11 protein-coding genes are annotated in these 12377 nt (G+C 72.7%); 7 read left to right on the forward strand and 4 right to left on the reverse strand.

Annotation, left to right across the window (positions count from 1 at the left end; translation table 11 throughout):
• Positions 1–167: 167 nt before the first annotated feature.
• The 3 genes from ACZ61E_RS14830 to ACZ61E_RS14840 form a co-directional block, all read right to left on the reverse strand.
• Entirely contained in the window at positions 168–395 is a 228-nt protein-coding gene (locus ACZ61E_RS14830; RefSeq protein ID WP_469700033.1) for a DUF3107 domain-containing protein, read from the reverse strand.
• A 125-nt stretch (positions 396–520) separates the two neighbouring features.
• On the reverse strand, positions 521–1171 hold the full coding sequence (locus ACZ61E_RS14835; protein ID WP_405612685.1) for a TetR/AcrR family transcriptional regulator: 651 nt from the start codon (positions 1169–1171) through the stop codon (positions 521–523).
• A gap of 199 nt (positions 1172–1370) precedes the next feature.
• A complete protein-coding gene (locus ACZ61E_RS14840) occupies positions 1371–1625 on the reverse strand; it encodes a hypothetical protein (protein ID WP_469700034.1) in 255 nt (84 codons plus the stop codon).
• A gap of 163 nt (positions 1626–1788) precedes the next feature.
• Between ACZ61E_RS14840 and ACZ61E_RS14845 the strand changes: the two genes are divergently transcribed.
• The 7 genes from ACZ61E_RS14845 to moeZ all read left to right on the forward strand — a co-directional run bounded on the left by ACZ61E_RS14845 (position 1789) and on the right by moeZ (position 10597).
• Entirely contained in the window at positions 1789–2871 is a 1083-nt protein-coding gene (locus tag ACZ61E_RS14845) for an alpha/beta fold hydrolase (RefSeq protein WP_469700035.1), read from the forward strand.
• 8 nt (positions 2872–2879) lie between these two features.
• Positions 2880–4271, forward strand: a complete 1392-nt coding sequence (locus tag ACZ61E_RS14850; RefSeq protein ID WP_469700036.1) for a DUF3152 domain-containing protein — start codon at positions 2880–2882, stop codon at positions 4269–4271.
• A 209-nt stretch (positions 4272–4480) separates the two neighbouring features.
• The gene (locus tag ACZ61E_RS14855; RefSeq protein WP_469700113.1) at positions 4481–6331 is read left to right on the forward strand and encodes a DUF3492 domain-containing protein; all 1851 of its coding nucleotides are present in this window, start codon (positions 4481–4483) and stop codon (positions 6329–6331) included.
• Positions 6324–7445, forward strand: a complete 1122-nt coding sequence (locus tag ACZ61E_RS14860; RefSeq protein WP_469700037.1) for a hypothetical protein — start codon at positions 6324–6326, stop codon at positions 7443–7445. The genes ACZ61E_RS14855 and ACZ61E_RS14860 overlap by 8 nt, the downstream gene beginning before the upstream one ends.
• Positions 7446–7623: 178 nt before the next feature.
• The gene (locus tag ACZ61E_RS14865) at positions 7624–8598 is read left to right on the forward strand and encodes an NAD-dependent epimerase/dehydratase family protein (RefSeq protein ID WP_469700038.1); all 975 of its coding nucleotides are present in this window, start codon (positions 7624–7626) and stop codon (positions 8596–8598) included.
• Positions 8586–9347 (forward strand): spherulation-specific family 4 protein, encoded by a 762-nt coding sequence (locus tag ACZ61E_RS14870; protein ID WP_469700039.1) that lies wholly within the window; start codon positions 8586–8588, stop codon positions 9345–9347. The genes ACZ61E_RS14865 and ACZ61E_RS14870 overlap by 13 nt, the downstream gene beginning before the upstream one ends.
• A gap of 71 nt (positions 9348–9418) precedes the next feature.
• A complete protein-coding gene (gene moeZ / locus ACZ61E_RS14875; RefSeq protein ID WP_469700040.1) occupies positions 9419–10597 on the forward strand; it encodes an adenylyltransferase/sulfurtransferase MoeZ in 1179 nt (392 codons plus the stop codon).
• 84 nt (positions 10598–10681) lie between these two features.
• Here the strand turns inward: moeZ and ACZ61E_RS14880 are convergent, their stop codons facing one another.
• Positions 10682–12331 carry an alpha/beta hydrolase gene (locus tag ACZ61E_RS14880; RefSeq protein ID WP_469700114.1) on the reverse strand — a complete coding sequence of 550 codons (1650 nt, stop codon included), beginning with the start codon at positions 12329–12331 and terminating at the stop codon, positions 10682–10684.
• Positions 12332–12377: the final 46 nt, after the last annotated feature.

The raw sequence follows: 12377 nt of genomic DNA on the forward strand, positions 1-12377 counted from the left end.
CCATAAGCTTGCTGTGGTGTGTTTTGTCCGCCCTCCATCAACCCCTCAGACACCACCCCAACCCCACAGCAAAAAAAAAAGAAAAAAAGGTCCCCCCCCCCCCCCCCCCCCCCCCCCCCACTCCTCGTGTCGCCGTGGTGCTGTCCGGCCGTCCCGGACCGGGCCGCCTAGAGAGTGCCGAAGCCCACTCGCCGTGTCGTCGGCTCGCCGATCTCCACGTACGCGATGCGTTCGGCCGGTACGAGCACCTTCCGCCCCTTCTCGTCCGTGAGGCTGAGCAGCTTCGCCTTGCCGGCGAGTGCGTCGCCGACGGCGCTCTCGACCTCTTCGACGGACTGCCCGCTCTCCAGAACGATCTCGCGGGGCGTGTGCTGCACGCCGATCTTGACCTCCACCGCTATGTCCCTCCGAACGGTCGGTGCGTTTGCGCGGTCAACCGCGCGGTACGCAGCACACATTAGCCCGGCGGGACGAGGCTCAGGACGGTGGCGGGGCACGCCCGCAGCGAACACGGACCGGGTCAGGCGCCCGGGTGCTGCTCGCTGCCGTGCAGCGGGAAGCCGGCGATGCCGCGCCATGCCAGCGAGGTGAGGAGCTCCACGGCCTTCTCGCGGGGGATGACCGACTCACTGGAGAGCCAGTAGCGGGCCACCACCTGGGAGACACCGCCGAGCCCGACGGCCAGCATCATGGACTCCTCCTTGGAGAGGCCCGTGTCCGAGGCGATCACGTCGGAGATCGCCTCCGCGCACTGGAGCGCGACCCGGTCGACGCGCTCGCGCACGGCTGGCTCGTTCGTCAGGTCGGACTCGAAGACCAGCCGGAACGCGCCGCCCTCGTCCTCGACGTAGGCGAAGTACGCGTCCATCGTGGCCGCGACCCGGAGCTTGTTGTCGGTCGTCGACGCCAGGGCCGTGCGCACCGCGTGCAGCAGGGCCTCGCAGTGTTGGTCCAGGAGCGCTAGGTAGAGGTCCAGCTTCCCGGGGAAGTGCTGGTAGAGGACGGGCTTGCTGACTCCGGCCCGCTCCGCGATGTCGTCCATCGCCGCGGCGTGGTAACCCTGTGCGACGAAGACTTCCTGAGCCGCGCCCAGAAGCTGATTGCGTCGAGCGCGGCGGGGCAGGCGCGTGCCTCGCGGGCGCGCCGCCTCGGTCTGCTCTATGGCTGTCACGCCGCCTCCCAGAATCGTTCCGTGCGCGCTGTGCGCCGCCTTGCCATCGTACTTTTGGCTATCCCGGCTGTGCGTGGTCAGGTCGCAGAATTTCACGGACCGGACGATCGGTGAGCCGGATATCCGTCCGGCCCCGTAAGCGGCGGCGGAGAAATGTATCCAATGCTGACAAAAGGCGGACCCGGTCCCGGGCACTCGCTCAGCGGTAGTCGTCCTCGTCGAGGGAGACGATACGCGCCTGCTCGGCGGCGTCCGCCTCGTCGGCCTCGGTCGTATCGATGCGGGCGGGCGGATCGTCGCCCTCCGGCCGGACGTCCCTGTGCTGCTCGGCGGCGTCGGCCTCCGGGGTCTCCGCGTCGATTTCTCCGGGTCCGCCGGAATCCCTCCCGCCGGGCCGTTCCTCCTCGTCGGTGCCGTCCGGGAATGTGTCCGGGTCGTTCGGGTCCGCCGGCATGGGGCGCCCTTTCCTTCTCCGGTCGTCTTCCGCCCTCCATTCGCGAAATGGGGCGAATGGCGACGCCTCCTTACGAGGGTAGGAGCTGCGGACCCGGGACGCTACGCCTCCTGTGACGCCGAACACGCGAATCGATGCGTGATCGTCTCGTAACATTGCCCGCATGTCTTCGACCGAGCTGCCGGAAACCCTCGCCGCCGCCGTCCCGCGGGTGAGCGCCGTCCGGGTCGCCGAGGGAGAGCGACTGCGTACGGTGGCCCTGCCGGGGCTGACCCTGAACGTGCGCTCACGGCCCCCGACGCGTGCCGGACTGCCGCGCGCCCTGTACGTGCACGGCCTCGGCGGCTCCTCGCAGAACTGGTCCGACCTGATGCCGCTGCTGGCCGACGTGGTCGACGGCGAGGCGGTCGACCTGCCCGGCTTCGGGGACTCCCCGCCGCCGGAGGACCGCAACTACTCGGTCACCGCCCACGCGCGGGCCGTGATCCGGCTCCTCGACGCGAGCGGGCACGGCCCGGTGCACCTGCTCGGCAACTCGCTGGGCGGCGCGGTCGCGACCCGGGTCGCCGCCGCCCGCCCCGACCTGGTGCGCACCCTCACCCTCGTCTCGCCCGCGCTTCCCGAGATCCGCGTGCAGCGCAACGCCCTGCCGACCGCCCTGCTGGCCGTGCCGGGTGTCGCCGCGCTGTTCGGACGGATGACCCGCGAGTGGACGGCCGAGCAGCGCACACGCGGAGTGATGGCCCTCTGTTACGGAGACCCCGGGCGGGTCTCCGAGGAAGGGCTGCGGCACGCCGTGGAGGAGATGGAGCGGCGGCAGCGTCTTCCGCACTTCTGGGAGGCGATGACCCGCTCCGCGCGGGGCATCGTCGACGCGTACACCCTGGGCGGCCAGCAGGGGCTGTGGCGGCAGGCCGAGCGGGTCCTCGCGCCGACGCTCCTCGTCTACGGAGGGCGGGACCAGCTCGTCTCGTACCGCATGGCGCGAAAGGCGTCCTTCGCGTTCCGGGATTCGCGGCTCCTGACGCTTCCGGACGCCGGGCATGTTGCCATGATGGAGTACCCCGAGGTGGTCGCCGGGGCCACGCGCGCTCTCATCCGGGAGTCCGGCGGGGCGACGGGCGGGACACGGGGTGAGACGAACGACCGCGCCGACCGTAGTTACGGTAGAGCCGGCGCGGTCGCGGCCGGGAACGACGGCGCCGGAACCGGCGACGACAGCGACAACGACAGTGGCGGGAGCTGATCCTGGGCGTGGGACGACACAGCCGTAAAGGCCCCGCACCCCAGGGATCCGACGCCAGGAAGCGCGCTTCCGGCGGAAGCGGCCGACCCGCCGGTCAACCCGCCGCGCCCGCCACGCCCGCTCCCGGTGGGCGGGACCATGCCGACCCCGCCGCGTACGGCACCCCCGCGCACGGCGTGCCCCAGGTGCGCGGGGGGCATCCCGAGCACCGGGAGCCGGGCGGCGGCTGGGGCCGGCAGCGCCACCAGGACCGGCAGGGCGGTGGAGCGCCAGGGCCCCGGGACCCGCGGCAGCCGCAGGGCGGGCAGCCGCGCCCGGCGCCGACCGGGCAGCGCCAAGTGCCGGGACCGCGCCGTGAGTTCATCGAGGCCTTCGACGCGCCGGCCTCTCCGTACGGGTCCGGCACCGGCGGCGGGGACGTCGACTCCGCGCGGTGGCGGCCCGATCCGTACGCCCCCGGCACGGACTGGGACGACGAGAACAGCCGGCCCCGCGCCGTCTCCCGCGACGGCTCGGGCCGCGGCTCCGACCGGGACGACGACCGCGGGGCCGCCCCGGACGCCGGCGGGGAGCGGCCCCCCAGGGGCGCCATGGGCCGCACCTTCACCGGCATCGCCGCGGCGGCTGTGACCACGGTGCTCGTCGTGGTGGTGGCCGGTCAGGTCACCGACGGCGGCGAACAGCGGGCCGGCGCGCAGCCCTCCGACGGGTTCGCCCGTGACGGCGAGGGCGCCGCCTCGCGCTCGGACGGCAGGCCGACGCCGAAGGATCCCGCCGCCGACGCTCCCGCGCTGCCGCCCACCTACAGTCAGTTGATGGCCAGGCAGTTCCCGCTGGCCGCCGATCTGAAGGGCTCGGGCGAGTTCGAGGCGGTGCCCGGACTGGACAGGGCGCCGGGCGAGGGCCGCAAGATCCGCTACCGGATCGATGTGGAGAAGGGGCTCGGCCTCGACCGGGACCTGTTCGCCGACGCCGTGCACAAGACCCTGAACGACGACCGGAGCTGGGCCCACGACGGGGCCATGACCTTCGAGCGGATCGCCGGTGGCTCGCCCGACTTCGTGATAACCCTCGCGAGTCCCGGGACCACGGCGGATTGGTGCGCCAAGTCCGGACTGGACACCACCGTCGACAACGTGTCCTGCGACTCCGCCGCGACCGACCGCGTCATGATCAACGCGTACCGCTGGGCGCGGGGGGCCAAGACGTACGGCGCCAAGGCGATGCTCGCCTACCGGCAGATGCTGATCAACCACGAGGTCGGGCACCGGCTCGGGCACGACCACGTGAGCTGCCGGACGCCGGGCTCGCTCGCCCCCGTGATGCAGCAGCAGACCAAGACGCTCGATCTCGACGGCGTGAAGTGCAAGCCCAACCCCTGGGTGTTCCCGGGTAGTTGAGGCATCGGGCACAATTTCACACAGCGTGACCGAAAGGGTCTCTTACCGCCACGGAACGCCACCGCGGTGGGAAAGTCACGTGCATTCACCCCTTCCGGTGGTGCGACGGACAACCGTCCGTCGTTCCACCGTCATGTCCGCTTACGGTCGTCCCGCTGTGAGTCGCCGGTCCACCGGCGGCTTCCCACAAGGCGGAACGGGGTGTGCTCGTGCGGATCGGACTGCTCACGGACGGTGGCTACCCGTATGCGACGGGTGAGTCCAGACTGTGGTGCGACCGGCTCGTGCGCGGGCTCACGCAGCACGAGTTCGACATCCACGCGCTCAGTCGCAGCGCCCATCAGGAGGAGTCCGGCTGGATCCAGCTGCCGCCCTCCGTACGGCGGGTGCGTACGGCGGCGCCCTGGTCCGCGCGGCGTGACGGAAGGGCGTACGGCCGGCGTGAACGACGGCGCTTCGTAGGGCACTTCGGGGATCTGATCACCGCCGTCTGCGCCCCCGACGGGGCAGCCGCGGAGAGCGCGGGCGGCGACGACGCGCACCGCGCGAATGTCTTCGCCGATGGGCTCTACGGGCTCGCCGAACTGGCGCACGAGCGCGGCGGGCTCGCGAGAGCCCTGCGCTCGGAAGCCGCCGTACGAGTCCTGGAGGCCGCTTGCCACGCACCCGGCGCACGCCGGAGCGTGCGCGGCGCCACCGTCCCCGACTACCTGGTCCTCGCCGACCAGTTGGAACGTGCCCTGCGCCCCCTCTCCCTGGACTGGTACGACGACGACGGCCTCGGCGGTGTCGACCTCTGTCACGCGACGACGGGCGGCTCCGCCGCCCTGCCGGGGCTTGTGGCCAAACGCTTCTTCGGTGTGCCGCTGCTGGTCACCGAGTACGGCGTCCAACTCCGCGCCCACTACCTGGCCGCCGGACCCGGCGGCGACGCGCCCCCGCGCGCGCCGGTACGCGCCCTGCTCGCGGCCTTCCGGAGCCGGCTCGCCGCCGAGATCTACGGCCAGGCCGCCGTCATCACGCCCGGCAACACCCACGCCCGGCGCTGGCAGGAGCGCTGCGGGGCCGACCGCGCCAAACTGCGCACCGTCTACCCCGGCATGGAGACGGCGCGCTTCGCGGCGGTGGGCGAACGCGAAGGGAACGGCGGCCCCGGGGCGGGCGGTGACGTCGGCGATCCCGACACGCTGGTCTGGGTCGGCCGGATCGAGCCCGCCAAGGACCTCATCTCCCTGCTGCACGCCTTCGCCGACATCCGCAAGGAGGAGCCCGGCGCCCGGCTGAGGATCATCGGCGCCGCCGGGCGGGGCGCGGAGGCGACGGCGTATCTCGCCCACTGCCGCGCGCTGGCCGCCCAGCTGTTCCCCGACGAGGCCACCGACGCGCACGCCGTGGGGGACAACTGCGTCTCCTTCGAGGAGGCGGGCGGGCCCGGCGCGCCGGAGCTGGTGGACGCGTACACGGCGGGCGCGGTGGTCGTCCTGTCCAGCATCGTCGAGGGCTTCCCGGTCAGCCTCGTCGAGGCGATGTTCTGCGGGCGCGCGACGGTCTCCACCGACGTCGGCGCGGTCGTCGAGGTCATCGGAGGCACCGGGCTCGTGGTGCCCCCGCGCAATCCGCGGGCGCTCGCCGACGCCTGTCTCGCGCTGCTGCGCGACCCGGAGCGGCGCGCACGGCTGGGCGCCGCCGCGCGGGCCCGCGCCCTCGAACTCTTCACCGTCGAACAGAACCTGGCGGCGTTCCGCGCCATCTACCTGGAGCTGATCTCGCACACACCGGTCCGCCGCCCGGCCGAGGGCCTGGACGCGCACGGCGGGCCGCTGCCGTTCGCCAACCCGGCGGAGGCGTACGTACCCGGCCACTGGACCGCGGGGCGGGCCAGGACCGTACCGCTGCCGCCCCCCGTACCGATGGTGCCTCCGGTGTCGATGCCGCTGCCCCCGCGGCCCGGCGCCACGACCGGGCCCGCGCCCGCCTCCCCGAGCGCACGGCCCCCGTCGCGTCCCGCGGAGGCGGTCGGCGCGGGCGCCGGACAGGCCCGGGGGGAGAGCGATGTCTGAGACGAGCACCGCAGCCGCGGGGACGGCCCGGCCGGCCGGGCGAAGGGGACCGGCCGACCCCGTCAGGACGCTGATGCACAGCCACCGCCAACTCTGCGAGCGCGCCGTCGACCCGCTGGAGATCGCCGCCGGTCTGGAGGCGCACGGCGTCACCGACCGGGCCGCCGCGCGCTTCCGGCACCGGGACGTCTTCTCCCTCGCCGAGGAGCTGTACGCGCGCGTGCCCCGCGCCGCCGAAACCGACGACTGCGCGCCGTCTCCGGCGCGTTCCGGCGAACCGCGCGCCGGGTGGGCGCTGCGCACCCTGCTCCCGGGCGCCGTGTGCGCCGTCGCCGTCACCGCCCTGCACCACGCCGGGGGCGGCGCCGGCGGGGGAGCGCGAGCAGCGACAGGAGTGGCGGGGGCCGTCGCCCTCGCCGCCGCGCTCACCGTCGCCCTCCGGAGCGGCCCGCTGCGGGTCGAAGACCGCACCGCGCGCCTCTCCCGACTGTGGGTGTGCGGGCTGCTGGCCTGTCTGCTGTACGGGGACGGGCTGCTGCGCCCCTCCGGCGGCGGCCCGCACGGGACATCGCCCCTCACCGACGCCGCGGCGCCGCTCCTGGCCCTGGCGTTCGCCGTGGCCCCCGCTGCCTGGTGCGCCCATCTGCTCTCCGTACAGGCACGCAGGGCTCTCGCCGACAGCCGGGGACTGGCCGAGTTCGCCTCCCGGACCCGGCCACCGCTGCTCGGCCTGCTCGCGCTGTACCTCCTCGCACTGACGGCCCTGGCCGTCCTCGCCGAACTCGCCGTCGGCGGCCGGGGCGCGAGCGCCGGCCATCCCGCCGCGACCGTCGCGCTGGGCGGACTGCTCTTCCTCGCCCGGCTGCTCACCGTCCACGGCTTCCCGAAGGCCGCGGCGGCGGGCCTCGGCACCGCCTGCGCCGCCGAGGCGCTGGCCCTCGTCCTCGCGACGGCGGGCCGAGTCCCCGGTCTCGAACCCGTCTCCGCCCCCGTCCGTGCCCTCGTCGACGCCGCGGGAGCCGGCGCCGTACCGGCCGCCGCCTGCGGCGCCGCCGCGCTCGGCCTCCTGACCCACGCCACCGTCGTCCTGTCCCGGGCCTCGGCCCACACCTGACGGGCGGACCACCGACCTCCGGCGCACGCCCCTCCGGGCCGCCCCCGGACCCACAGACCTCCCGCGGAGCCGACGCCGCGGGCGCAACCCGAAGCACACCGCAACACCCTCTAAGGAGAAGACAGAACATGACCCGTCAACCCCCAGCACCGACACGTCGGAACCAAGGGGCCGCGCGATGAGGGTCCTCCTGCTCGGTGCCAACGGTTTCCTCGGGCGCTTCGTCGCCGACCGGCTGCTCGCGGATCCCGCCGTCCATCTGACCGCACTCGGCCGAGGCGACGACGCCGACGTACGGTTCGACCTCGCCAACGGCAGTCCCGGAGCCCTCACCCGCTTCCTGGACGCCGTCCACCCCGGAGTCGTCATCAACTGCGCCGGCGCCACCCGGGGCGGCGCCCGCGACCTGACCCGGCACAACACCGTCGCCGTCGCCACCGTCTGCGAGGCGCTGCGCCGCAGCGGCTGCGGCGCCCGGCTGGTCCAGCTCGGCTGCTCCTCCGAGTACGGGCCCTCGCAGCCCGGCTCGTCCACCGCCGAGGACGCCGTGCCGCGGCCCGGCGGCCCGTACGGCGTGAGCAAGCTGGCCGCCAGTGAGCTGGTGCTCGGCGCCGGGCTCGACGCCGTCGTCCTGCGGGTCTTCTCGCCCGTCGGCCCCGGCACGCCCGCGGGTTCCCCGCTCGGCAGGCTCGCCGAGACCATGCGGCGCGCCATGCAGTCCGGCGACGGCGAGCTGAAGCTCGGCGGCCTCGGCGTGCAGCGCGACTTCGTCGACGTAAGGGACGTGGCCCGTGCCGTGCACGCCGCCTCGCTCTCGGCGGCACAGGGCATCGTCAACATCGGGACGGGGCGGGCGGTGCGGCTCAGGGACGCCGCCGCCGTCCTCGCCAGGGTCGCCGGATACGGCGGCGCCCTGCACGAACTCGACGCGCCCCCCGGCCCCCCGCGCCCCCCGCACGCCACCCTCGGCCCGCCGCGCGGCGAGCACCCGGCGGAGCAGCTGGGCGCCGGCCCGTTCCCGTACCCCGACGGCTGCGGCGGCTGGCAGCAGGCCGATGTGCGCACCGCACGCGACCGGCTCGGCTGGCGGCCCCGCATCAATCTGGAGGAGTCGCTCGCCGACATCTGGATGGAGGCGGCATGTCGCATGTGACGACCGCCGGAGGCAGCCGGCCGGCCACCGGGGCCGCCGGGCTGGGCTTCGGCGTCCCCGGTTACGCGCACCCGCTGCTCGCCCCGGTCGAATGGGCCGAACTCACGCGCCCCGGCACGCCGTTGCACTGGGCCGTGCTCAACGTCGCCAACGGGCCCGGCACCATGCCGGACCCGCACTGTCTGGAGGCCGCGGGCCGGCTCAGGAACGCGGGCGTGCGGGTGCTCGGGCATCTCGATCTCGCCCACGGCGCACGGAGCTTCGGCGAGATCGTCTCCGACGCGCACGATTTCCACGACTGGTACCGCGTCGACGGCTTCTACCTCGACCGGTGTCCGGCGGGGGCCCTGTACCTCCCCGACGTCAGGCGTACGGCGGCGACGCTCGACACGGTCGCCCACCGCGGGCATCTGGTCCTCGGTCACGGCACGCATCCGCACCCCGGATACGCGGGAATCGCCGACCAGTTGGTCACCTTCCGCGGGCCGTGGACCGACTACCGCTGGTCACAGGCGGCCGACTGGACGGCCGACCACCCGCCCGAGCGCTTCGCGCACCTCGTCCACGGGGTGCCGCGCAGCCATCTCGACGAGGCGATGAGGATCGCGCGCTGGCAGGGCGCGGGCACGATCTTCTTCACCGACCGGACCGACCACGACGACAGAACGGGACAAAGTAGTCCATTCGCGGCCCTGCCCGGCTACTGGGACGAAATCGTCTCGCAGATCGGACCAGGTGTCTCGGAATGAGAAGGCGCGTGGCAGTGTTACTGAAGGAACAAACGTACTGACCAACCGACCAATCCCCTGTTGAGGTCCCTGTGTCGCTGCCACCCCTGGTCGAGCCCGCTGCCGAGCTCACCGTCGACGAGGTCCGCAGGTACTCCCGTCACCTGATCATCCCGGACGTCGGGATGGACGGGCAGAAGCGGCTGAAGAACGCGAAGGTGCTCGTCGTCGGCGCGGGCGGGCTCGGCTCGCCCGCGCTGATGTATCTGGCCGCGGCCGGTGTCGGAACGCTCGGCATCGTGGAGTTCGACGAGGTCGACGAGTCGAATCTCCAGCGGCAGATCATCCACAGCCAGGCGGACATCGGCCGCTCCAAGGCCGCTTCCGCGCGTGACTCCGTCCTCGGCATCAACCCGCTGGTGGAGGTCGTCCTTCACGAGGAGCGGCTGGAGTCCGAGAACGTGATGGAGATCTTCTCCCAGTACGACCTGATCGTGGACGGCACCGACAACTTCGCCACCCGCTATCTGGTCAACGACGCGTGCGTGCTGCTGGGCAAGCCGTACGTCTGGGGCTCGATCTACCGTTTCGACGGCCAGGCGAGCGTCTTCTGGTCCGAGCACGGTCCCTGCTACCGCTGCCTGTACCCGGAGCCGCCGCCGCCCGGCATGGTCCCGAGCTGCGCCGAGGGCGGCGTCCTCGGTGTCCTGTGCGCGTCGATCGGATCCATCCAGGTCAACGAGGCGATCAAGCTCCTCGCGGGCATCGGTGAGCCGCTGCTCGGGCGTCTGATGATCTACGACGCGCTGGAGATGCAGTACCGCCAGGTCAAGGTCCGCAAGGACCCCGACTGCGCGGTCTGCGGCGAGAACCCGACCGTCACCGAACTCATCGACTACGAGGCCTTCTGCGGCGTCGTGTCCGAGGAGGCGCAGGTGGCGGCGGCCGGTTCGACGATCACTCCCAAGCAGCTCAAGGAGTGGCTCGACGACGGCGAGAGCATCGAACTCATCGATGTGCGGGAGCCGAACGAGTTCGAGATCGTCTCCATCCCGGGCGCCAAGCTGATCCCGAAGAACGAGTTCCTGATGGGGAACGCGCTCCAGGACCTGCCGCAGGACAAGAAGATCGTCTTGAACTGCAAGACGGGTGTCCGCAGTGCGGAGGTGCTCGCGGTGCTGAAGTCGGCGGGCTTCGCGGACGCCGTGCACGTCGGCGGCGGGGTCGTCGGCTGGGTCAACCAGATCGAGCCGGAGAAGCCGGTCTACTGAGATCCACCGCGATGTGCGGGAGGCCGGTCCACACCTCGTGTGGACCGGCCTCCCGCGTGTACGGGCCCGCGAGGCCCGTCCGGCTCACTTGCAGACCGTTCCGTTCTTCGGCACCTTGCCGTCCAGCAGATAGCCGTTGACGGTGTTCTGCACGCACGAGCTGCCGCTGTTGTACGCGCCGTGCCCCTGCCCCTCGTACGTCAGCTCGACGCCGACGCCCTTGCCGAGCGCCTTCACCATCGCCCGCGCGCCCTCGTAGGGCGTCGCCGGGTCACCGGTGTTGCCGATGACCAGGATCGGGGCCGCGCCCGGCGCGCTGACGTCGGGCTTGTCCCACTCACCCGGCACCGGCCACTCGGAGCAGCCCAGCAGGCCCCAGCCGAGGAAGTCGCCGAAGACCGGTGACACCTCACGGAACTCGGCGAGCTTGGCCTTCGTCTGCGCGAGCGTGTAACGCTGCTTGGAGTCCACGCAGTTGACGGCCGCGTTGGCCGCCTGGATGTTGCTGTACCGGCCCTTCTCGTCACGGCCGTTCATCGCGTCCGACAGGACCAGCAGGAGCGCGCCGCTGCCGCCGTCGGCCTCGTCCAGCCCCTGTTCGAGCAGCGGCCAGTACTCCTTCGAATACAGCGCCTGGGCAATGCCGTTGGTGGCCTGCGTCTCGGTGAGGTCGCGGCCACCGAAGCCGTTGACCGGCTTCTTGTCGAGCCGGTCGAGCAGCTCGACGACGAAGTCCTCGATCTCCTGCGGGGTGCTGCCCGGCAGCGTGCACGCGTCGCCGCGGCTCACACAGTCCTTGGCGAAGTTGGTCAGGGCGAGCTGGAAGCCCTTGGCCTGGCCGAGCGAGCCCTGTTCGGAGCTCTCGGTCGGGTCCACGACGGCGTCGAAGACGGTGCGGCCGACCGACTTCGGATACAGGTGGGCGTAGACGCCGCCCAGTTCGGTGCCGTAGGAGATACCGAAGTAGTTCAGCTTGTCGTCACCGAGGACCTGGCGCATCAGCTCCATGTCGCGCGCGGCGTTGACGGTGCCGACGTACGGGAGTTCCTTGCCGGACCTGCGCTCGCAGCCGCCCGCGTACCACTTGAGTCCGTCGACGTACGCCCGCTCCTCGGCACCGTCGTCCGGGGTCATGTCCCGGGCGTAGTACGCGTCGAGCTGCTTGTCGTCCCTGCACTCCACCGGCTCGCTGCGGCCGACCCCGCGCGGGTCGAAACTGACCAGGTCGTAGCGGGTGCGCAGCTTCTCGTAGTCCTTGCCGAAGGAGGGCAGCCCGGTCACCCCCGAACCGCCGGGCCCGCCGAAGTTGAAGACGAGTGAGCCGATGCGCTTGTCCGGGTCGCTGGTCCTCGCCCGGATCAGGGCCAGCGGGATCGTGGCTCCCCCGGGCTTCGCGTAGTCGAGCGGGGCGGTCATCGTGGCGCACTCCCACTTGGTGCCGCCGGGCAGCGGCGACGGAGCCGTGCCGCCGCCCTCGGCCGCCGACGGGGTGGGGCACGTCTTCCAGTCCAGCTTCTGGGACGTCAGCTTGCCGGGGGCGGCGCTCTCGCCGGCTCTGTTCTGGCCGTCCTGGTCGGTCCGGCTGTTCTGCCCGCCCTGCTCGCCGCCGGAGCCCGGGTCGGAGCCCGAGCATCCGGCGGCGGCCAGCAGCGTGGCGAGGGTGACGGCGGTGACGGCGGTCAGCGCCGGGCGGCGACGCCCGGCGGAAACGGTGGAGGCGGAGAAGAAGGGCATCGGCATCTCCCCATGGTGCGTCGTGGCGGGGAGCGCCGCGCGGCCC

Source organism: Streptomyces sp. NPDC104581 (genome assembly GCF_055583685.1).